The sequence below is a fragment of the Thermoactinomyces sp. DSM 45891 genome, assembly GCF_900119485.1.
GTDB lineage: Bacteria > Bacillota > Bacilli > Thermoactinomycetales > Thermoactinomycetaceae > Baia.
The window spans coordinates 77,462-98,889 of sequence record NZ_FPJZ01000005.1 but is presented as its reverse complement, the minus strand read 5'-3'; the positions used below and the strand labels follow the sequence as shown (position 1 = coordinate 98,889).

The 21,428-nt window shown below is 42.0% G+C and carries 22 protein-coding genes; 20 read left to right on the top strand and 2 right to left on the bottom strand.

Annotated elements, in window-relative coordinates:
- The 19 genes from infB to BT147_RS06630 form a co-directional block, all read left to right on the top strand.
- A partial coding sequence (gene infB, locus BT147_RS06720) for a translation initiation factor IF-2 (protein WP_143187939.1) occupies positions 1-2,036 on the top strand: 2,036 nt, incomplete at its 5' end.
- Between the two features lie 56 nt (positions 2,037-2,092).
- Positions 2,093-2,449, top strand: a complete 357-nt coding sequence (gene rbfA, locus BT147_RS06715; protein ID WP_072332583.1) for a 30S ribosome-binding factor RbfA — start codon at positions 2,093-2,095, stop codon at positions 2,447-2,449.
- Positions 2,446-3,423 (top strand): DHH family phosphoesterase, encoded by a 978-nt coding sequence (locus BT147_RS06710; protein WP_072332580.1) that lies wholly within the window; start codon positions 2,446-2,448, stop codon positions 3,421-3,423. Before rbfA ends, BT147_RS06710 begins: the two co-directional genes overlap by 4 nt.
- A complete protein-coding gene (gene truB / locus BT147_RS06705; protein ID WP_072332577.1) occupies positions 3,420-4,328 on the top strand; it encodes a tRNA pseudouridine(55) synthase TruB in 909 nt (302 codons plus the stop codon). The genes BT147_RS06710 and truB overlap by 4 nt, the downstream gene beginning before the upstream one ends.
- A 1-nt stretch (position 4,329) precedes the next feature.
- Entirely contained in the window at positions 4,330-5,280 is a 951-nt protein-coding gene (locus tag BT147_RS06700; RefSeq protein ID WP_072332574.1) for a bifunctional riboflavin kinase/FAD synthetase, read from the top strand.
- Positions 5,281-5,405: 125 nt separating this feature from the next.
- Positions 5,406-5,675, top strand: coding sequence for a 30S ribosomal protein S15 (rpsO, locus tag BT147_RS06695; protein ID WP_072332571.1), 270 nt, complete (start codon positions 5,406-5,408; stop codon positions 5,673-5,675).
- 130 nt (positions 5,676-5,805) lie between these two features.
- A complete protein-coding gene (pnp, locus tag BT147_RS06690) occupies positions 5,806-7,938 on the top strand; it encodes a polyribonucleotide nucleotidyltransferase (protein WP_072332568.1) in 2,133 nt (710 codons plus the stop codon).
- Between the two features lie 103 nt (positions 7,939-8,041).
- Complete coding sequence (locus tag BT147_RS06685; protein ID WP_177239715.1) at positions 8,042-9,004, top strand: polysaccharide deacetylase family protein; 963 nt, start codon at positions 8,042-8,044, stop codon at positions 9,002-9,004.
- Positions 9,005-9,085: 81 nt separating this feature from the next.
- Complete coding sequence (locus BT147_RS06680) at positions 9,086-10,333, top strand: M16 family metallopeptidase (protein ID WP_072332562.1); 1,248 nt, start codon at positions 9,086-9,088, stop codon at positions 10,331-10,333.
- Between the two features lie 11 nt (positions 10,334-10,344).
- Positions 10,345-10,788, top strand: a complete 444-nt coding sequence (dut, locus tag BT147_RS06675) for a dUTP diphosphatase (protein ID WP_072332559.1) — start codon at positions 10,345-10,347, stop codon at positions 10,786-10,788.
- 15 nt (positions 10,789-10,803) lie between these two features.
- Positions 10,804-10,986, top strand: coding sequence for an aspartyl-phosphate phosphatase Spo0E family protein (locus BT147_RS06670; RefSeq protein WP_072332556.1), 183 nt, complete (start codon positions 10,804-10,806; stop codon positions 10,984-10,986).
- 141 nt (positions 10,987-11,127) lie between these two features.
- The gene (locus BT147_RS06665; protein WP_072332554.1) at positions 11,128-11,370 is read left to right on the top strand and encodes a YlmC/YmxH family sporulation protein; all 243 of its coding nucleotides are present in this window, start codon (positions 11,128-11,130) and stop codon (positions 11,368-11,370) included.
- Between the two features lie 96 nt (positions 11,371-11,466).
- Positions 11,467-12,366: a dipicolinate synthase subunit DpsA gene (dpsA, locus tag BT147_RS06660; protein ID WP_072332697.1), complete on the top strand. Its 900-nt coding sequence runs from the start codon at positions 11,467-11,469 to the stop codon at positions 12,364-12,366.
- A complete protein-coding gene (locus tag BT147_RS06655) occupies positions 12,363-12,965 on the top strand; it encodes a dipicolinate synthase subunit B (protein ID WP_072332551.1) in 603 nt (200 codons plus the stop codon). Before dpsA ends, BT147_RS06655 begins: the two co-directional genes overlap by 4 nt.
- 149 nt (positions 12,966-13,114) lie before the next feature.
- The gene (locus BT147_RS06650; RefSeq protein WP_072332548.1) at positions 13,115-14,158 is read left to right on the top strand and encodes an aspartate-semialdehyde dehydrogenase; all 1,044 of its coding nucleotides are present in this window, start codon (positions 13,115-13,117) and stop codon (positions 14,156-14,158) included.
- A 2-nt stretch (positions 14,159-14,160) separates the two neighbouring features.
- Entirely contained in the window at positions 14,161-15,387 is a 1,227-nt protein-coding gene (dapG, locus tag BT147_RS06645; protein WP_072332545.1) for an aspartate kinase, read from the top strand.
- Between the two features lie 20 nt (positions 15,388-15,407).
- Complete coding sequence (gene dapA / locus BT147_RS06640; RefSeq protein ID WP_072332542.1) at positions 15,408-16,280, top strand: 4-hydroxy-tetrahydrodipicolinate synthase; 873 nt, start codon at positions 15,408-15,410, stop codon at positions 16,278-16,280.
- Between the two features lie 197 nt (positions 16,281-16,477).
- Positions 16,478-18,097, top strand: coding sequence for a ribonuclease J (locus BT147_RS06635; RefSeq protein WP_502688558.1), 1,620 nt, complete (start codon positions 16,478-16,480; stop codon positions 18,095-18,097).
- Between the two features lie 138 nt (positions 18,098-18,235).
- Positions 18,236-19,078 (top strand): lipase family protein, encoded by an 843-nt coding sequence (locus BT147_RS06630; RefSeq protein ID WP_072332536.1) that lies wholly within the window; start codon positions 18,236-18,238, stop codon positions 19,076-19,078.
- Between the two features lie 122 nt (positions 19,079-19,200).
- Here BT147_RS06630 and BT147_RS06625 read toward each other — a convergent pair whose 3' ends face one another.
- On the bottom strand, positions 19,201-19,896 hold the full coding sequence (locus BT147_RS06625; protein WP_083426436.1) for a hypothetical protein: 696 nt from the start codon (positions 19,894-19,896) through the stop codon (positions 19,201-19,203).
- An 86-nt stretch (positions 19,897-19,982) separates the two neighbouring features.
- Positions 19,983-20,543, bottom strand: coding sequence for a hypothetical protein (locus BT147_RS06620; protein ID WP_072332530.1), 561 nt, complete (start codon positions 20,541-20,543; stop codon positions 19,983-19,985).
- A gap of 223 nt (positions 20,544-20,766) precedes the next feature.
- On the opposite strand from BT147_RS06620, the gene BT147_RS06615 reads away from it, so the two are divergent.
- Entirely contained in the window at positions 20,767-21,375 is a 609-nt protein-coding gene (locus BT147_RS06615; protein ID WP_083426435.1) for a hypothetical protein, read from the top strand.
- Positions 21,376-21,428 lie beyond the last annotated feature (53 nt).

Below are 21,428 nucleotides of genomic sequence, written 5' to 3'. Positions count from 1 at the left end.
CACGTCCAGCGGGTGACCGTGGCCCACGTCCAGGAGGCGACCGAAACTCACGTCCAGGAGGAGGCGGAAGCAGTCAACGTCCAGCTACCTTTGTAGCTCCTGATGTTCGCCCGACTACCGGTGCAGGTGGTCCATTTGCTTCGAAGAAAGAGCAAGCTAAAAAACATAGCCGTTCTTATGATTCTTCGGATGTCAGAAACTCCAAACCTCGTTCTGGTCCACGTAAAGGATTTGGTAAGAAGGGTAGAAGACAGGCTCCGAAGGAGAAAATTGCTCCAGTTCTACCAAAGGAAATCGTGGTTTCTGGACCTCTTGCAGTAGGAGAGTTTGCTAAGTTGCTTCGTAAAGAGGCATCAGAGGTAATTCGTAGCTTAATCAAGTCAGGAATTATGGTTACCATTAACCAAGAAATCGATGTAGAGACTATGGCAGTAATTGGGGAAGAGTTTAAAATCCCAGTTACCTACAAAGAAGAGATTGATGAGTCTTTATTCGAGGATGTAGCAGAATCAGATGAGGACGCCAACCTTGAAGAGCGGCCACCAGTTGTTACCATTATGGGGCACGTAGACCATGGTAAAACTACCTTATTGGATAAGATCCGTTCTTCCAATGTAACATCCGGAGAAGCGGGTGGTATTACTCAACATATTGGTGCTTATCAAGTAGATGTAAGTGGTAAAAAAATTACGTTCCTAGATACTCCAGGCCATGCTGCATTTACGAGTATGCGTGCTCGCGGAGCACAGGTTACGGATATTACGATCCTGGTTGTGGCGGCTGATGATGGTGTAATGCCACAAACAATCGAAGCGATCAATCATGCGAAAGCTGCTGGGGTACCGATTATTGTTGCTGTAAACAAAATGGATAAGCTAGATGCAAATCCAGACCGTATTAAGCAACAGTTGACAGAGTATGCGTTGGTTCCAGAAGAATGGGGCGGAGATACTATTTTCGTGCCAGTTGCCGCTATTAAAGGCGAAGGAATTGCCGAATTGCTTGAAATGGTCCTCTTGGTTTCGGAGGTTCAAGAATATAAAGCAAATCCGAATAAGCGCGCTCGTGGTGTAGTAATCGAAGCTGAGCTAGATAAAGGACGCGGGGCTGTTGCAACCATTCTCGTACAAAATGGTACGTTACATGTAGGCGATGCAGTTGTTGTAGGTAACTACTTTGGTAAGATCCGTGCGATGGTAAATGATCGAGGCCGCCGCGTGAAAACAGCTCTTCCTTCCACACCAGTGGAGATTTTGGGATTACCTCAAGCTCCAAGTGCCGGAGACCCATTTATTGTGTTTGAAGATGAGCGAAAAGCTCGTGCAATTGCTGATCGTCGTGAGATGAAGCAACGAGAAGAGGATCGTGGATCTAGAAGTCGTGTAACCTTGGATGATCTGTTTAAACAAATCCAAGAAGGTGAAGTTAAAGAAATTAATATCATTGTAAAAGCAGACGTACAAGGTTCTGCTGAAGCATTACGCGGCTCTTTAGAGAAGATTGAAGTTGCCGGAGTTCGGGTAAAAATTATTCATGTCGGTGTAGGGGCGATTACAGAGTCAGATATTACTCTTGCTTCTGCTTCTAATGCGATTGTCATCGGATTTAACGTGCGCCCTGATAATAACGCTCGTACTGCTGCAGAGAAGGAAAGTGTGGATGTTCGTCTTCACACGATTATCTATAAGGCCTTAGAAGAAATTGAATCTGCTATGAAGGGCATGCTAGACCCTGAGTATGAAGAAAAAGTTCTTGGCTTGGTAGAAGTTCGCCAAACCTTTAAAGTCTCTAAGGTCGGTACGATTGCAGGTTGTTATGTATTGGAAGGTAAAGTGGTCCGTGATGGGAAAATACGTGTAATTCGTGAAGGTATTATTGTTCATGATGGTAAGGTGGATGCATTGAAACGCTTTAAAGATGATGCAAAAGAAGTTGCCACAGGGTATGAATGTGGCATTACCTTGGAAAATTATAATGATATCCAAGAAGGCGACCAGCTCGAAGTTTACGTGATCCAAGAAGTAGAGCGGAAGTAGTCCTGCATCTCTTCGATGCCGATATCACATTTGTCTAGACGGAGGAGGTGCTGATCTTGGCACGCATCCGAGTGAGCCGAGTCGGTGAACAGATTAAGAAAGAACTAAGTTTAATTGTGCAACAAGAATTGAAAGACCCTCGTATTGGGTTTGTAACCATTACAGATGTTGAGATGAGTGGGGACTTATCCATTGCTAAAATTTACATTAGTGTGTTTGGAAGTGCGGAACAAAAGCAAGATTCCTTACATGGTTTAGAAAAAGCAAAAGGATTCTTGCGCTCTGAAGTGGGCCGCCGTGTCCACATGCGTCATACTCCAGAGTTAGTTTTCGTGATGGATGAATCTCTGGAGCATCATGCTCATATTTCCAAACTGCTGAATGATGTAAAGACACCGGAGCAAGATGCATGATGTATTCGTTTTCAGATGCGACTCGCTTCATCCAATCGGCAGACCATGTATTAATTACAGGGCATCTTCATCCAGATGGTGATGCAATTGGTTCAACTTTAGCCGCGGCTTGGATCTGTAAATCGTTAGGAAAAAGCGTTACATTGGCCAATGATTCCCGTGTGCCAGATCGATATCTGTTTCTCCCTAATGTGGACCAGATTCAACCGGCTGAAGAGATTGGAAGACGATTTCAATATGTACTTGCCCTTGATTGTGCAGATGAAGCTCGTATTGGAAAGGTACGCCATCTGTTTTCAGAAGGCGTACAAATTTGCAATGTCGATCATCATGCGACTAATGATTTATACGGTGCAGTAAATGTTGTGGTGCCGCATGCATCTTCTACAGTAGAGATCTTGATGGACTGGATGGCAGAGTTAGGGCTTCCGCTCGATCAAACGATCGCAACATTTCTCTATACCGGATTGTTAACGGATACCGGTGGCTTTCGGTATTCGAATACGTCTCCAAAGGTTCTCATGCAAGCCGCCAAGTTAGTTGGCACGGGAATTGAAAGTCATCATTTAGCCGATCGTCTGTTAGAAACGGTTTCATTTCGGGAGCTACAACTACTCCAAGTCGCCTTATCGACTTTAACCCTTTCGTCTAATCGAAAAGTGGCTTGGATGGTGTTAACCCAAGACGATTTTAAAGGATTAAATGCTACTTCAGATGATATTGGGGAGATTGTAAATTACGCCCGTAATATTGAAGGGGTAGATGTAGGGGTTCTATTTCGCGAAGAAAGCGATCATTTTAAAGTGAGCCTTCGTTCTCGCGGGCTAGTGGATGTAGGAGAAGTAGCAAAATGTTTTGGTGGCGGTGGTCACGCTAGAGCAGCTGGATGCTCCATGGATGCGAAGACGATAGAAGTAGTAGAACAACAAGTTTTACATGCAATTTATGAGCGTTTAGGAGGCTTGCCAGTATGACTTGGCACGGTGTTCTTCCCATCTATAAACCCCGTGGGATGACTTCTCACGATGTAGTGGGGCGCATCCGTCGCATTGCTGGTCAGAAACGAGTAGGACATACGGGCACGCTCGATCCAGAAGTGGAGGGCGTGCTTCCTATTTGTTTAGGACAAGGTACACGGGTGGTTGAATATATTCAGGATTTGCCAAAACGTTATCGTGGTAGACTAAAGCTGGGCATAACGACTGATACAGAAGATCAGACAGGTATGGTTACCGAAGATAAACCTCTCAATCGTTCTTTGATGAAGGACGAAATCGACCATGTATTTTCTTCTTTTTTAGGAGAAATTGAGCAGATTCCCCCTATGTACTCCGCTGTAAGAGTTCAAGGAAAGCGTTTGTATGACTTAGCACGTGAAGGGAAGGTTGTGGAACGTAAACCACGGAAAGCGACCATTTATGAGTTAACATGTATCGGTTTTCAAGATGGAGAGTATCCTGAAATTGAGTTTGATGTATTGTGCTCTAAAGGAACGTATGTACGAACTTTATGTGTGGATATCGGAAAAGCTTGGGATACACCCTCTCATATGACTTCTTTAACACGTGTAGAAAGTGGTTCTTTTCAATCAGAGTCTTGTTTTACTCTGGAAGAAGTAGCAGATTTACAAGCAAAGGGCCGTCTGGATGATGCGCTGGTTCCCATTGGTGAGGCGATCTCACATTTCCCTAGCTTAATTGTGTCTGAGCAAGAGGGGTGTGATGTGCTAGATGGCAAACCGATTCGAGTGGATCAGTTAGTGACACGTGATGCAGAACTCATAAGAGTATATACAGAAGCAGGGCGATTTTGTGCCATTTATCGATTGATGGAGGATGGCGTAGCAAAACCGGAAAAAGTATTTCGGGATGTGGAATAGTATGCAAAGGAATCATATTACGTACCCTATACGACAAGTGAATAACGGGCGAGTTGTGATGGCTTTAGGTTACTTTGATGGAATTCATTTGGGACACCAGGCTGTACTCGCTGAAGCGAGCCGATTGGCTGAAGAGCTACAAGCAAAGCCAGCCGTGATGACTTTTTCCCCCCATCCTCGTGAAGTGCTAGGTAAAGAAGCTAATTTGCGCTTTATGACCCCTCTTCCCGAGAAAATGCAGCTCTTTGAGAAACAAGGACTTCAGCACGCTTATATTATGAAATTTGATGAGCCGTTCGCAAAGCTTTCTGCCGATCAATTTGTGGAAGAAATTTTGCTTCCGCTGGGAGTGGTAGGAGTGGTAACAGGCTTTAATTACCGCTTTGGTCGTTTTGCAGCAGGAACTCCTCAAGATTTAGAACGGCTTGGACAAGGGAGATTCGTGACAAGACAAGTGGGCCCTGTATTAATCGATCAAGTGCCAGTCAGTAGTACGCGAATCAGGGAAGCTTTAACCACTGGACAGGTCGAGTTAGCCAATCACATGCTAGGTCGACCGTATCGAACGAGAGGCACGGTCATACATGGGGATAAACGAGGGAGATTAATGGGCTTCCCGACTGCAAATCTACAAGAATTATACTCTTATTTTCCTCCGAATCGCGGTGTGTACGTGGTTCGTGTTTTCCATGAACAACGTCAAAGTTATGGGATTATGAATATCGGGATTCGCCCAACTTTTACAGATCCAGTGCCGAGAGAGCGGTATGAAGTCCACCTTCTTGATTTTCAAGGAGACCTTTATGACCAGGTGTTAGATATTGAATATCTTCACTATATTCGTCCAGAACAGAAGTTCCCCTCTATGGATGCATTAGTAGAGCAGATTCGAATCGATAGACAACAAGCCATAGGATGGCTCTCTACACATACTTCGACCACCCTTGTATAACAAAGGTTCTCTATGATATAATGCTTCAGGTATACTGATGCAACCTTAGCTCGGATCGCTCGATTGCCTCGACGACAATCTGGGTTACAGGGGTTTTCGGTAATAAAACAGGAGGTGACATGCTAATGAGCTTGTCTTTGGATAAAAAACGTGAAATCATCAGTGAGTATAAAACTCACGAAAGCGATACAGGGTCTCCAGAAGTGCAAATCGCTATGTTGACCTATCGCATCAATGAGTTAAACGGTCACTTGAAAGACCATAAAAAAGACCACCACAGCCGTCGTGGACTTTTGAAAATGGTAGGTCATCGTCGTAACTTGCTTACTTACCTTAAAAACAAGGACGTCACTCGTTACCGCGAGTTGATTGGCAGACTTGGTTTGCGTCGATAGTTTCGATTAGCGGGGGTTTTGCACCCCGCTTTTTGTTATTTATATTAAATGACGTACGAGAAGGAAATACTGTTTAAATGAAGAATATTGGAATGTTGTCTCGTTGACGAGAGGAGGATTTAACAGGCATATGCAACATCAACCTGTTGTTTTTGAAACGGAGCTTGCCGGTAGGCAGCTTTCCTTTGAGATTGGCAAATATGCAACGTTAGCGAATGCGTCTGTGCTTGTTCGCTACGGAGAATCGGTTGTCATGACCGCTGTTGTGGCATCCAAGGAGCCGAAGGACTTAGATTTTTTTCCTTTGACCGTGAATTATGAAGAGCGCTTATACGCAGTAGGGAAAATCCCAGGCGGCTTTATTAAGCGAGAAGGACGTCCAAGCGAAAAAGCTGTATTAGCTAGTCGTTTGATTGACCGCCCTGTTCGTCCGTTATTTCCAGATGGTTATCGCCATGATGTACAAATCGTAAATACGGTTATGTCAGTAGATCAGGATTGTTCCACCGAGGTTGCAGCGATGATCGGGACATCTTTAGCGTTGTCGATCTCAAATATTCCGTTTGAAGGTCCAATTGCGGGTGTGATTGTAGGACGTGTAGACGGTGAACTTGTGCTAAACCCTACTGTTGAACAGATGGATAACTCGGATTTACATCTCGTAGTCGCCGGTACCAAAGATGGAATTAATATGGTCGAAGCAGGGTCCAAACAGATCCCAGAAGAGACGATCTTAGAAGCAATCCTGTTTGGCCATGAAGAAATCAGTCGTTTGGTAGCATTCCAAGAAGAGGTTGTGGCGCAAGTAGGCCAAAGTAAAATGGAGACCACTTTATATGAGGTGGATTCCCAATTACAAGCCCGGATTAGAGAAATGGCTCTCTCTAAAACGACTCTTGCTGTTCAAGTGATCGAGAAGCAAGCTCGCCAAGAAGCGATCGATACAGTGAAAAGCGAAGTTATTCAAGCTTTCCAAGCAGAGCTTTCGGAAGAAGAATTTGTTGCTGTTAGTAAGGACATCCATATCGTTCTGGATTCACTTGTTAAAAAAGAGGTGCGCCGTTTGATCTTGGAGGAAGGGAAGCGCCCAGATGGACGTACGACTGAACAAATTCGTCCATTAGTGAGTGAGACTGGCATTCTTCCTCGTACGCATGGATCAGGTCTATTCCGTCGTGGTCAGACACAAGTATTAAGCATTTGTACTTTAGGTGCCTTGGGTGATGTCCAGATTTTAGATGGACTTGACTTAGAGGAGTCAAAGCGCTTCATGCACCATTATAATTTCCCACCTTATAGTGTAGGGGATGCCCGTCCTCTCCGTGCTCCGGGACGTCGTGAAATTGGCCATGGTGCATTAGGTGCACGTGCATTAGAACCGGTGATTCCAACAGAAGAGGATTTCCCTTACACCATCCGCTGCGTGTCGGAAGTACTAGAGTCCAACGGTTCTAGTTCTCAGGCAAGTATTTGTGCTTCTACCCTAGCGCTAATGCATGCTGGTGTACCGATCAAAGCTCCTGTTGCGGGAATTGCAATGGGCTTGATTAAAGAGGAAGATCAAGTAGCAGTTCTAACCGATATTCAAGGTATGGAAGACCATCTGGGAGATATGGACTTTAAAGTGGCTGGTACTCGCAATGGTGTGACTGCACTACAGATGGATATCAAAATCTCAGGGATTGATCGTGAGATTTTAGAACGCGCACTTGAGCAAGCCAAGGTAGCACGTCTCCTTCTATTAGATAACATGGAGGCAACCATCTCTGAACCGAGTGAAGAGCTATCGCAGTATGCGCCTAAAATCATGACGATGCGAATTCATCCTGATAAGATCCGCGATGTGATCGGACCTAGTGGAAGAGTAATCAATAAGATTATTGAAGAAACAGGTGTTAAGATCGATATCGAGCAAGATGGGCGAATCTATATTGCTTCTCCAGATGCGAAGGCAAATGATCGTGCGAAACAAATCATTGAAGACCTAGTACGTACCGTAGAAGTAGGACAGGTTTATCTAGGTACGGTCAAACGTGTTGAGAAATACGGAGCTTTTGTGGAGTTATTCCAAGGAAAAGAAGGATTAGTACACATTAGCCAACTTGACGTAAATCGCGTTGCGAAAGTTCAAGATGTCGTGAATGTAGGCGATAAAATTGAAGTAAAAGTGACGGAAATTGACGATCAAGGACGTGTGAACCTCTCACGAAAAGTATTATTAAAGGCGGAAGAAGAAAAGAAAAAAGCGGACACTCCTTCATAGGAAACTCGTAAAAGAGTCAGAGCGATCTGTCTCTTTTTTATATGGAAAACGTGCTGAAATGGACAACTCCTGCATACCGTGTAAGCATAGGAGGTGTCCGAAAGTGAATGATTCCAAACGAGTTATAGCCATCTTTATTTCTTTTATTATCGCGATATCCATTGTTCAAACAGATTCTATCCAACAATTTGTCATGCAAGTGAAAAGTAACTCCGTCTTCTCTGTCGTTCAATATACAGACGAGGAAAAACGCTACTTACAAAAGATTAAAGAGGATGCATCTAAACACTACAAAGCACCGATTGATGCCAAAATGGATTCCGTATGGCAAGCAATTCCAGAGTTAGATGGACAAGAAGTAGATATAGAGGCCTCTTTGAAAGCCTCTATGCAAAAGAAAAACGGAGAGATTGTCTGGAAATATAAAAAGCTGGCTCCTAAAAAACGCTTATCTGATTTGGTAAATGCCCCTGTTTATAGAGGGAATTCAGAGCAAAAAGCAGTGGGTTTAATGGTGAATGTAGCTTGGGGTACGGAGCACTTAAAAGAGATGTTGGCCATTCTTGATAAAGAAGGAATGAAAGCCACCTTCTTCCTAGATGGATCTTGGTTAAATAAAAATCAAGAAGTCGCAAAAGAGTTGGTAAAGAAAGGGCATGAGATAGGGAATCATGGCTATACTCATCCATTAATGGGTCAAGTTTCGAAAGAGCGCGTGGAAAGAGAAATCACCCGAACAGAGGATTTAATCTATCAAACTCTACGTATTCATAGTAAATGGTTTGCTCCACCGGCTGGTGACTTTAATCAACAAGTAGTGGAGATGGTAGAGAAGTACAAAATGAAAACCATTCTCTGGACGTGTGATACGATCGATTGGAAAAAGAGTTCGACACCCGATAAGATCGTTAGTCGTGCTCAGAAAGTGGGACCAGGAATGCTCCTTTTAACGCATCCAACAGATCGTACTGTGGATGCACTGCCTAACATTATTCAAGAAGTAAAGAAAAAAGGACTTGTTCTGACAAGTGTCGGAAAAGTTCTATCTCCAGAGCGAATCGACTAATTGAGCGATCTTTTCAATTCTGCTATAGTGGGGATGTTGGCAAGGTTTTTTCTAGCTCGCTTTTATAGATAGAGTAGGGGGATGACAGTGATCATAAAGCATACTCTTCCCAATGGAGTGAGGATTGTGGCGGAGTCTATTCCGCATGTCCGCTCTATTGCGTTGGGAATTTGGGCGGGAGCGGGCTCTGAAAGAGAGACATCTCAAAATAATGGGATCTCGCATTTTATCGAACACATGTTGTTTAAAGGAACGACAACTCGAACGGCACGTCAGTTAGCGGAAAGCTTTGATGAAATTGGCGGACAAGTAAATGCATTTACTGCAAAAGAGATGACTTGTTATTATGCAAAAGTGTTAGATGAGCATTTTTCAACCGCCTTAGACATCTTAACCGATATGCTATTTCACTCTCAGTTTGGCTCAGAGGAGATTGAGAAAGAGAAAAAAGTGATTATCGAAGAGGTTCGCATGGTTGAGGATACTCCAGATGATCTCGTGCATGACTTATTAGCAGAGGCTTCTCTTGGAAATCATTCACTCGGCCTTCCTGTCATTGGTACAGTTGAAAATATCCAGTCTTATACACGAGATCAACTATTATCTTATATGAATGATCATTACCATCCACATAATCTGATCGTCTCCATTGCAGGGAACTTGCCGAATGACTTCTTAAAGCAGATTGAAGAGAAATTTGCAAACCATTCAGGCAGTCATGTTCAGTCTGCTATGGATCAACCTATTTTTACGCCGCAACAAAAAATAAAACAAAAAATAACAGAGCAAACACATCTCTGTATTGGTTTATCTGGTCTTGCAATAGGGGATTCTCGTTTATATCAACTTATTTTATTAAATAATATCTTGGGCGGGAATATGAGTTCGCGGTTATTCCAGGAAATTCGCGAGGAACGAGGTCTTGCTTATTCAGTTTTCTCGTATCACTCCGCACATAAGGAAACAGGGGTATTTGCTATATATGCAGGGACTGCACCTGGACAGGAAGAAGAAGTTATGGACGTAATTCACCATACTCTGGATCAAGTGGTTGCACATGGCATAACCGATGCAGAGCTTCGAAAAGCAAAAGACCAATTAAAGAGTAGCATCGTGTTGGGTTTAGAAAGCACCAGTAATCGTATGAGCCGACTGGGTCGTAATGAAATTTTATTGGGACGACATTATACATTAGACGAAATGATGGAGCTTGTTTCACGTACAACACTCGACGAATTAAATGAAATGGCACGTATCACCCTTTCATCACCTATGTCTTTGGCGATTATCTCACCAGATGGCAAGGTACCTAATTCGTTTCGAGGCTAGGAGAAATGGATATGGAACGCATACAAATTGTGACTTTACCAGGAAATGAAGATCTTCCTAAAATCGAACAGATGTCTCAAGGCGCTAGTGGCTTTGATTTGCGAGCCGCTATTTCGGAGAGCATCTCACTAGAGCCAGGAAAACGAAAGCTGATTCCGACGGGTTTGGCTTTGGCGATGCCGATCGGTTTAGAAGCTCAGGTTCGCCCTAGGAGTGGACTGGCTTTAAAGCATGGGATTACGGTTCTCAATACGCCAGGGACGATTGATGCAGATTACCGCGGCGAGATTGGGGTAATCCTCATAAATTTAGGTGAAGAGACATTTGAAATTCACCGTGGGGACCGAATTGCGCAGTTAGTATTTCAATATGTTGCATCTGTAAAGTTGATAGAAGTAGAACAACTAGAAGAAACAGCTAGAGGAACAGGTGGATTTGGACATACAGGGAAATAGAAAGAGGGTGTCCACTTGACGGGTACACTGCGAATGAAACGTTTAGAAGCGGAGATTGAGATCCTTCGCTCCAAATTACATCGAATGGTCAATGGAAACCCTGCTCACCTGAAAGACTCGAGAGTTTTAAGCATTAGTCAAAAGTTAGATCTCCTTATTAATGAGATTCAACGTGAAAAAATGAAGTTGGTTAAATGAATACTCTAGCTCATTAAAAATACCCCTACCATTGGTTGAGGGTATTTTTAATGGATTTATATCTTTCAAAAATTGATCATTGTCCTATGTCTGCTCACATAAATATAAACCAATATAGCGAATTCAAAGGGGAGTCGGAACATGCGCTGGAGTGAGATGGCGAATAAGGAGTGTATCGATCTTACAAGTGGGGAGCGTCTAGGTTCGTTTTCCCATGCTGATCTGGTGATTGACCCGAATAGCGGACAGATTGAAAGTATTTTAATTCCAATGGGTGGAACCTCGGTCTTTAAAAAGAGAAGTCATGAGGTACGTGTGGCATGGGGAATGATTCGAAAAGTAGGGCCTGAGATGGTCATTATCGATTCGGGTAGAAGATCCTAAAAAAAGGTAACCGTGTTGGGCGTGTATACATATGATGCTGATAGATAGCCCAAAAAGGGAGGATCCACAGCCTACTTGGGGAAAGGAGTAGAAGCGATGCTGATTGGCAAGCATGTCGTCTTCCTCGGTGGCGATGCCAGGCAACTGGAAGTCATCAAAAGCTGCATCGAAATGAATGCAAAAGTCAGCCTAGTTGGCTTTGATAATTTGCAGAGTCCATTTAGTGGAGCCACCCAACGCCAACTAACGAACAATGTCTTAGCCCAAGCGGATATCCTCGTTCTCCCTATCATCGGAACAGATGATCAAGGGAAAATAAGCAGTGTATTTACCTCAGAAGAATTATATTTGACGGAAGAACATATAGCAGCACTCCCAAGTCATTGTCTTCTCTTTACAGGACTTGCAAAAAAATATTTAAAAAACCTATGCGAGAGCAATCAAGTAACCTATTTTGAGCTAATGAAGCGAGACGATGTGGCAATCTACAACTCGATTCCGACAGTTGAAGGTGCACTTATGATGGCCATTCAAAATGCTGATATTACCCTTCATGATTCGCAAACCATCGTACTCGGATTAGGAAGAGTAGGATTATCGTTAGCCAGGGTCCTGCAAGCAATCGGAGCCCATGTGAAAGTGGGTGTACGCAAGTCGGATGATTATGCCCGCGCTTTTGAGATGGGATTAAATCCTTTTTATACATCAGAATTAGGAGTACAAGTGGAGAATGCGGATTTTATCTTTAATACCGTACCTGTTGTGATCTTAGATTCTACTGTATTAAGTCATTCTCCCTATGATGTGGTGATTATCGATTTAGCCTCGAAACCGGGTGGGGTGGATTTTGAATTCGCTGAAAAGCGGGGTATTAAAGCGATTCTAGCACCTAGCTTACCAGGTATTGTTGCACCGAAAACAGCGGGTAAAATCATTGCTCGTACGATGATGAAATTGATGGTGGAGAATGTAGTCGAGGAGGGAAATCTGCAATGAACTTTAGTGGATTGACTGTTGGATTCGCATTGTCAGGTTCCCATTGTACTCATGATGAAGTTTTACCACAAATGAGAAGACTTACGGAATTAGGTGCTAACATTATCCCCATTATTTCTCATACTGTTGCGACCGTAGATTCACGATTTGGTACAGCAGAAGACTGGAAAGCAAAGATTGAAGAAATTACTGGGAAACGTCCCTTTAGTACTGTTCAAGAAACGGAACCCATCGGGCCTTCGAAAATGTTAGACTGTTTAGTAGTGGCGCCGTGTACCGGAAATACGTTAGCAAGGTTAGCGAATGCTTTAACCGACGGACCTGTTTTAATGGCTGCCAAAGCCCAGATGAGAAATCATCGCCCAGTGGTGTTGGCGATTTCTACCAATGATGCTCTTGGATTGAATGCACAAAACCTAGCTCGTCTCCTAGCTGCAAAAGATATTTACTTTGTTCCATTTGGTCAGGATGCACCTGAGAAAAAACCCAAATCGATGGTAGCACGTATGGAACTCATACCTGATACAGTCCTAGAAGCGATTGAAGGAAGACAATTGCAGCCTTTGATAGTTGAAAAATATCGCTACTTCCCGTCATAATAGAAGAGGATGTTTATTAAGTTTGTAACTGGTTAAATAAAACAGATATATGGTGTGCGGGCTGGCACTTTGAAGGGCTAGCCTTTTTATTAAAAATATCGATCAGACAGCAATTGAATTGACTGTTTGCAGGAATGGAGAGGACATTCATGTCAAAGCAAGGCTACACAGTTGCAGTTGTAGGAGCTACAGGAGCAGTAGGGACTCAAATGATCTCGTTTCTAGAAAAAAGAGACTTTCCTGTTGGGGAACTACGTCCACTAGCATCAAAACGCTCTGCTGGACAGACTATCACATTCCGTGGGCAAGAAATTGCCATTCAAGAAGCGACTCCAGAAGCATTTGAAGGAGTGGACATCGCCCTTTTCAGTGCAGGTGGTAGTATTAGTGAGCGTTTAGCTCCAGAAGCCGTAAAGCGTGGAGCAGTAGTAATTGATAATACAAGTGCATTTCGCATGGCACCCGATGTACCACTTGTTGTTCCAGAGGTCAATCGCTATGCCTTGCAAAAACATAATGGTTTAATTGCGAATCCAAACTGTTCTACTATTCAAATGGTAGTAGCGTTAAAGCCACTTTATGATCGCTATGGAATGGATCGAGTGATCGTATCTACTTACCAATCTGTATCGGGAGCTGGTTGGGAAGCAATTGAAGAATTACAGCAACAATCAAAGTCAGTGCTCTCAGGCGAAGTGATGGAATGTAATGCTCTACCTCAAGGTAGCTTACATTATCCGATCGCTTTTAACGTCATTCCGCAGATTGATGTGGGCCTCGATAATGGGTTTACCAATGAAGAGATGAAGATGGTAAATGAAACAAAAAAGATTTTTGCAGATGATCGTATTGGTGTAACAGCTACTTGCGTTCGAGTTCCGGTATTCCGCGGGCATAGTGAATCCGTATATGTCGAATTACAACAGGATTTTGATCTAATAGAAGTACGGGAGCTATTAGCAAATGCGGATGGAGTAGTGCTTCAAGATAATCTATCTGAGAAAGAGTATCCGATGCCACTTCAGAGTGCAGAGGACACTAGAACCTTTGTAGGTCGTATTCGCCGTGACTTAACACATGAAAGAGGACTAAACATGTGGATCGTCTCGGATAATTTACTGAAAGGCGCAGCTACCAATGCCATTGAAATCGCTGAAGCGCTGGTGGAAGATGGGCTGGTAAGAAGGGGTTAATCATGAAAATTCTAGTACAAAAATTTGGGGGCACCTCCGTTGCTACATCCGAAACGCGAGATCGGGTATTGCATCATATTAAAAGTGCTCTAACCGATGGGTACAGCTTGGTAGTTGTACTTTCAGCGATGGGACGAAAAGGTGAACCATACGCAACTGATACATTTTTAGAATTGATCCATCATAATGGAGCTGGTTTAGCACCAAGAGAATTAGACTTGCTACTTCACTGCGGAGAGCTAATATCTTCGTCTGTTTTTTCAAGCATGCTACATCTAAATGAAATCGATCATGTTGTATTAACGGGTGGACAAGCGGGAATTATCACCAATGATAACTTTACCAATGCACAGATTGTTGATCTAAAGCCAAAGCGAATCATACAAGAATTGCAACGAGGAAAAGTGGTTGTTGTTGCTGGCTTCCAAGGAATCACTGAGGAGGGAGAGATCACAACCTTAGGGCGTGGAGGAAGTGATACTTCGGCAACAGCGCTTGGAGTAGCTCTTGATGCTGATTATGTAGATATTTTTACGGATGTAGCAGGAGTTTTAACGGCAGATCCACGAATTGTAGAGGATGCGATACCACTCCATACAGTAACCTATACTGAAATGTGTAATCTAGCCTTTCAGGGGGCGAAAGTTGTCCATCCACGTGCAGTTGAAATTGCGATGCAGACCAATGTTCCGATTCGTGTTCGTTCCACTATGTCTGATCATCCTGGTACGTTGGTGATGAGTCGCCCTGAAGCGGATCGGTTAGCGGGCGAACTGAGTGATCGCTTAATAACAGGGATTACACAGATGGCCAATGTGACTCAAATCAAAATTGCCGCGAAGCAGGGGCAATTTGACTTACAACTAAAAGTATTTAAAGAGATGGCCGACCACGGGATTAGTGTAGACTTTATTAGTGTAAATCCAAGTGGGATCGCGTACACCGTACATGATGCTTTAGCAGGAAAGGCAGAACAGATCTTACGTGAATTAGATCTAGAGCCAGAACTAAGCCCAAACTGCGCAAAAGTCTCCACCGTAGGCGCTGGTATAACAGGAGTTCCAGGAGTGATGGCGAAAATTTTAGAAGCACTAACGGAAGAAGATATTCGAGTGTTACAGTCGGCTGATTCTCATACTACGATTTGGGTACTAGTTCAAGGTGAAGATATGATTCGTGCGGTTCGAGCTTTGCACCGTAAATTTGAGTTGCACCGTGTTAATGATTGAGCAGAGCAGGAGGAGATTTTATGAAATTTGGACGAATGGTTACGGCGATGTGCACCCCTTTTGATTCTAACTTACAAATCGATTGGAACAGGCAAGAAGCACTCATTGAGCATTTGATTGCTACTGGTACAGATACGATTGTAGTTTCGGGTACGACCGCAGAATCTCCTACCCTTACTAAAGAAGAAAAATGCAGATTATTTACCTTTACACTGGAAAAAGTAAATAAGCGGGTAAAAGTAATCGCTGGAACAGGAAGTAACTCCACAGCAGATACGATTGCCCTAACGAAGCAAGCAGAGGAAATGGGTGTAGATGGAGTTATGTTGGTAGCTCCCTACTATAACCGTCCTTCTCAAGAAGGGCTCTATCAGCATTTTGTCGCCATTCATAACGAGACGAAACTTCCTCTAATGATTTATAACGTTCCAGGGCGAACGAGTGTAAATATTGCTACAGAGACACTGGTGCGATTAGCCACATTACCAAATATAGTGGCAATAAAAGAAGCAAGTGGAAGTATATCGCAGATCTCTGATGTAATTCGTCTCGTTCCAAAGGATGTAGCAGTTTATAGTGGTGATGATGCCTTAACTCTCCCCGTCTTAGCATTAGGTGGATCTGGAGTGGTTAGTGTGGCGAGTCATGTAGTGGGAATAGAGATGAAAGAAATGATTGATGCCTTCTTGTCGAATGACCATCAAAAAGCACAAGTAATTCATCATACACTAACGCCAGTATTCCATGGACTCTTCTCCACAACGAGTCCTGGACCTTTAAAGTACGCTTTATCCCGTATGAAGTTGATGGAAGAGCACGTCCGTTTACCCCTTGTAACATTAACTTCTGCGGAAAAAGCAATAGCAGACGTCTGGATCAAAAGCATTTTATAGTTATCTGTAGATATCTCTTATGATCAACCAAAGAGGTATCTTTTTTTTGTTCTCACTTGCAACATTAAATTTGAATCGTATATAATAAGGTCAAGTGTGATTTGTGCGGTTTAGGGTGATACGAAAGTTTATTAGGAGGTTACAAATTGAGTAAGAACCAACGAGGCAATAAATTATTGATTTTTGCTCTCGGTGGGATGGATGAAATCGGAAAAAATATGTATGCAATTCAATATGGGAATGATATCGTCGTCATTGACGCTGGACTTATGTTCCCTGATGAAGAAATGCTGGGGATAGATGTAGTGATCCCAGACGTGAGTTATCTTGTTGAGAACCAAGATAAAGTACGGGGAATTATTATTACACATGGACACGAAGATCACATCGGTGGCTTGCCTTATATCTTAAAACAGTTAAAGGTACCACTTTACGCTACTCAATTAACAATGGGGTTAATTGAGCACAAGCTACGTGAAGCTCATGTTCATGATATTAAGCGCACTGTGATTCATGTGAATTCGGAACTGACACTTGGACAACTAAAGGCAACTTTCTTCCAAACAAACCATAGCATTCCAGATTCAGTAGGAGTTTGTGTTGATACACCAGAAGGAGCGGTTGTTCATACAGGTGACTTTAAGTTTGACATGACTCCAGTGAATGACCAGTATGCGGACTTGCACCGGATGGCTGAACTTGGGAAAAAGGGTGTGCTTTGCCTTCTGTCGGATAGTACGAATGCAGAACGTCCTGGTTTTACAGGTTCTGAGCAATCTGTTGGTGAAAGCCTAAAAGAAACGTTCAGACATGCGAAACAACGCGTGATTGTTGCTACTTTTGCTTCTAACATTCATCGTATCCAACAAGTGGTGGATGCATGTGTACTTTATGGAAGAAAATTAGCTGTTGTGGGGCGTAGTATGATCAATGTAATCAATATTGCTACTGAGCTTGGATATCTTCAAATGCCAGAAGATCTAATTATTGATACCGATGATATTAATCGACTTCCTGGACATAAAGTAGCGGTAATCTCCACTGGAAGCCAAGGGGAAACGATGTCAGCACTTACACGTATGGCAAATTCATCACATCGTAAGGTGGAAATCCTACCAGGAGATACAGTAGTGATTGCTGCTACCCCAATCCCCGGTAACGAACGCGCGATCGGTAAAACGATCGATCAGTTGTTCCGAATTGGTGCTGATGTAGTATATAGTGCAGTTTCCCACGTACACGTGTCTGGTCACGGTTCTCAAGAAGATCTGAAGCTAATGCTCAGTCTACTAAAACCAAAATATTTTATTCCGATTCATGGTGAGTATCGTATGCTACGTGCTCACGCCCAACTTGCCGAAGCGGTAGGCGTACGACCTGAAAATGTATTTATTTGTGATAATGGAGACACTGTCGAGATCGTAAACGGTAGAGCCCGTTACGGTCCGAAAATTCCAACTGGCAAAGTTCTAATTGATGGACTAGGCGTCGGTGATGTTGGAAATATTGTGTTGCGAGATCGGAAGCTTTTATCCCAGGATGGTATTCTTGTAGTAGTGGTCACCCTAAGTAAAGAACACGGTACTATCCTTGCTGGACCTGATATTATTTCACGTGGTTTTGTTTATGTTCGGGAGTCTGAAAAGCTTCTTGATGAAGCAAATCATGTGGTTCGTAATACAATGGAACGTTGTATGAAAGATCAAGTAAGCGAATGGGCGTCGTTGAAAACGAACATTCGTGATTCTCTAAGCAAATTTTTATTTGAACGTACTCGTCGTCGTCCGATGATCCTGCCAATTATCATGGAGGTATAATCCTCTAACACTTACTTAAGCTGAGTCCTTTTAATAAAGGGACTCAGCTTTTTGTTATGCTCCTACACAATTCGATTAACTCTTTCAGACTGCTGGGCATAAAATGTGAAGATAAACGCCCAGTAGAGGAGGATCACTATGCTCGAACGTGTCCTATTTTTAATGGCCTGTAGTTATCAAACACAGTATCTGGATCGTCCTGATCAATTTGTCATCCCCAGTGGCTATGGATATCAGCTGGTGGAGAAACTGGCTATTCCTCCTTCTCTAGATGCAGAGGGCTTTGGTTTTATCATGGAAAATCATGATAGTATCGTAATTGCTTTCAAAGCGACTTCGCTTAAACCGTTTGATCTTAGTATTGATATGGATATATATCAAACTCTATTTCCTTGGATTATGGGAGCAGGGAAAACGCATAGAGGCTTTACTTATCTCTATGGACTTTTAAGAAAACAGATCTTTTCTATCCTTTCAAACCTTGTTCCTACTGCTAATGAGAAAACAATTTTCCTTACTGGCCACAGTTTAGGAGCCGCCTTATCCACACTAGCTGCTCTAGATTTAACGGTAAATGGTCCTTATCCGCGAGTCTGTGTTTCTCACAGCGGTTCTCCAAAAGTAGGGGATCCTAGGTTTGTCGACTCATATAATTCTCTAGTCCCTCAAAGTGTGCGCATCGCCAATATCCATGACTATATTCCTTTGAATCCAATTTCAGAAATAACCCCACCCTTTACAGAAGAGACGATTTCTTACTCTCATGTCCATCATCTATTTCCCATTTCGTTTCAATGTAATAAAGAATCGACTCCGCTCGATATCCCACTAGGTAAAAATCATACTTTGACAAACTATTTTAATGCTGTTCGTTTGCAGATTCCGAATTTTGCTATGAAAATGTGTGATCAGAATCCCGGATTTTGTCCCTCTTTTTCGGATGATTTATGTCGCTTGTCTGTTGGTAAGATGGGTACTTAGAGCCATGTCAGACCGAAGACAAAATTAAAATAGATTGTAGAAGATGTGCCCTTTTTAAGGACATTCTTCTACAATCTAAAATTTACAACCTCAAGGTTTTATAGACTAATCACAAATTTATTTTAGATAGTCGATAATATCGGATTTTGATAAACTTTTTTATTACTGAAAACATTATAGAAATGTTGGTCTGGGGTTTGTAATGCTTGCGCTACAGTGATGGATTGCATTTGAACTGAAAACGATTCATTGGAACTGGTGGTAATACCAAAGAGTTCGTGCTTACTCATATTAGCTTCAATATAGAATGATACAGGACATATTAGCATAACAGCTCCTGTGTCAGCATTTTGAATACCAAACATAACTTGGTACAGATAGGTAGTCTTATGCGCCTCTTCTGACTTCCATAAGATCCAAGCACCCGATTCTTGTGATTGTAAGTTGAGGAAGGTGTTTTGTATGGCAGTTGTCAATGCTCCTATTAAGGCAGGATCCTCGATAGCGCCAAGGGCACCAAGGGTTGCTTTTAGAACACTCAAAACTTTATCAAGCATAACCTGTACTTCAGCTGTTTGGTTGTAGACGGTTTGGTTGACTGCAGCAACAATTGGTAAGCCGTTGTCTGTTGCAATTTGGTTTGCTTTGGCATAGTCATAGGTCTTGTTAACAACGTCAACACATGGATTAAACAATGCTGCAAGTCTTAAAGCTTGTGGGATATATTGCTTATCAACATGAGTAACGTCAGTAAAGACACCCTCCTGTTCGCTTTGGATAGGCACCACAAATGTTATCACCTTGTTATACATACTCATACCACTCTCCTTCAGTATAAATGAACAACAGTACACTATATGCAAAAGATGACGGAAAAATTACATAAGAGCATGAAATTGTGTAACTATCCAATAAAATGTATTGCTCTCACTGCATCATAAGATATGTTGAAGTCTACATAATCATGACTTTTTTTTAGAATCATTTTTTTATTCTTTCTCATAGTTATTAGCACATGGAAAGAAACAATAATGATTTTGGTTAAAAAACCAGAGTCACTATCGATGAATGCCAAGTTACAACCATATTCAATGAAGTTATCGCTTTGATTGATAATCTGTAGGTGGTTCTGCTGGCTGTCGTGGGTGAACAAGATATGATCTAGTACTTCTTCAACCAAGTTTGAATCAAGTGATTGAGTTAAGTGTGACAGAAGAGTTGTGTTTAAAAAACCTGAAACTTCCGTCTTCGCTTTTTGTAATGTGATGTTTTTCTTATCAAAATTATGGCTGAATATAGATTCTATTAAAATATTTTTTTGTTCTTTTAGGTTGTTCATAATGTCATGAAAACTTTTTTTGCTATTTTGATCCTCCTGTGTATCTTGAAAAATCCCCAATATTTCTTGTTCAATATCACTATTGCATTTTCCGTAGTTAATTACTTTAATATCTTGACCAGACATTGAGTAACACCTCATCTTATAGTGAATGAATAGCATCGTATTTCGACGTTATGTATTGATATTCAAATAATATTAGTATATTCCTTCTATGTAGAGTGTTTTTGTCAGATCATTGTTTAAAATTATTTTGTTAGATTTATTTGTTATTTATTTTTTGGTGTAATAAAGATTAAATCGTTTCATAGATTAAACTAACCATATCTGTAGAAGAGCAGGTGATAAAATGAGTATAATGCTTTTTTCGAATTTAGATAGCAATGATAAATACAGTTTTATTTATGCTGTAGACCAAAGTGTCATAAATAGTGCTTTACAAGAAGCTTCGGTCTTCAATGCGGCCATTGATCCTGTAACAAATCAATTTGATTTAAATAAGGCAGTACAGCTGGTTTCACATAATAGTAGAGCGATAGTAGCGGCACAACTGGATCAAACAGTTATTAGTAATACGATCCAAATAGATACCATGGTGAATCAAGTAATGGATATATTAAAAAATTATCTGAAGGTACCTTTTCCTGAAGATCAGATAGCTAAGGCATTAACGGTTGCTATGCAAAATACATTTACCAACTTAAAAACTCAAGAAGAATCAGGTTGGATTTTTTGGAAAGATACGAGTTCGTATAATACAACTTATTTATACAATATACTTTTTTGTATTCAATACACTCAAGACATATTATCCATTGTACCGATGGGATTCGAAATTTCAGTAGATGTGGAGAAGGAGAAAGTGCTGTGGTTTACTGTAAAAGATACTCATGAATTTTCTGTTAAATTAACTGCGTTAACTGAAATGGTTTCCATAGGCTGGCATCATGGACACTAACAATCATTTATAAATAATAAAATGCCCTACAGCCTGTCTCGGAACAGGCTTGT

Coding starts and splice junctions, on each gene's coding strand:
- BT147_RS06710 (WP_072332580.1), top strand. CDS start 2,446: ATGATGTATTCGTTTTCAGATGCGACTCGCTTCATCCAATCGGCAGAC.
- truB (WP_072332577.1), top strand. CDS start 3,420: ATGACTTGGCACGGTGTTCTTCCCATCTATAAACCCCGTGGGATGACT.
- BT147_RS06700 (WP_072332574.1), top strand. CDS start 4,330: ATGCAAAGGAATCATATTACGTACCCTATACGACAAGTGAATAACGGG.
- rpsO (WP_072332571.1), top strand. CDS start 5,406: ATGAGCTTGTCTTTGGATAAAAAACGTGAAATCATCAGTGAGTATAAA.
- pnp (WP_072332568.1), top strand. CDS start 5,806: ATGCAACATCAACCTGTTGTTTTTGAAACGGAGCTTGCCGGTAGGCAG.
- BT147_RS06680 (WP_072332562.1), top strand. CDS start 9,086: ATGACAGTGATCATAAAGCATACTCTTCCCAATGGAGTGAGGATTGTG.
- dut (WP_072332559.1), top strand. CDS start 10,345: ATGGAACGCATACAAATTGTGACTTTACCAGGAAATGAAGATCTTCCT.
- BT147_RS06665 (WP_072332554.1), top strand. CDS start 11,128: ATGCGCTGGAGTGAGATGGCGAATAAGGAGTGTATCGATCTTACAAGT.
- dpsA (WP_072332697.1), top strand. CDS start 11,467: ATGCTGATTGGCAAGCATGTCGTCTTCCTCGGTGGCGATGCCAGGCAA.
- BT147_RS06655 (WP_072332551.1), top strand. CDS start 12,363: ATGAACTTTAGTGGATTGACTGTTGGATTCGCATTGTCAGGTTCCCAT.
- BT147_RS06650 (WP_072332548.1), top strand. CDS start 13,115: ATGTCAAAGCAAGGCTACACAGTTGCAGTTGTAGGAGCTACAGGAGCA.
- dapG (WP_072332545.1), top strand. CDS start 14,161: ATGAAAATTCTAGTACAAAAATTTGGGGGCACCTCCGTTGCTACATCC.
- dapA (WP_072332542.1), top strand. CDS start 15,408: ATGAAATTTGGACGAATGGTTACGGCGATGTGCACCCCTTTTGATTCT.
- BT147_RS06635 (WP_502688558.1), top strand. CDS start 16,478: ATGGATGAAATCGGAAAAAATATGTATGCAATTCAATATGGGAATGAT.
- BT147_RS06630 (WP_072332536.1), top strand. CDS start 18,236: ATGCTCGAACGTGTCCTATTTTTAATGGCCTGTAGTTATCAAACACAG.
- BT147_RS06625 (WP_083426436.1), bottom strand. CDS start 19,896: ATGAGTATGTATAACAAGGTGATAACATTTGTGGTGCCTATCCAAAGC.
- BT147_RS06620 (WP_072332530.1), bottom strand. CDS start 20,543: ATGTCTGGTCAAGATATTAAAGTAATTAACTACGGAAAATGCAATAGT.
- BT147_RS06615 (WP_083426435.1), top strand. CDS start 20,767: ATGAGTATAATGCTTTTTTCGAATTTAGATAGCAATGATAAATACAGT.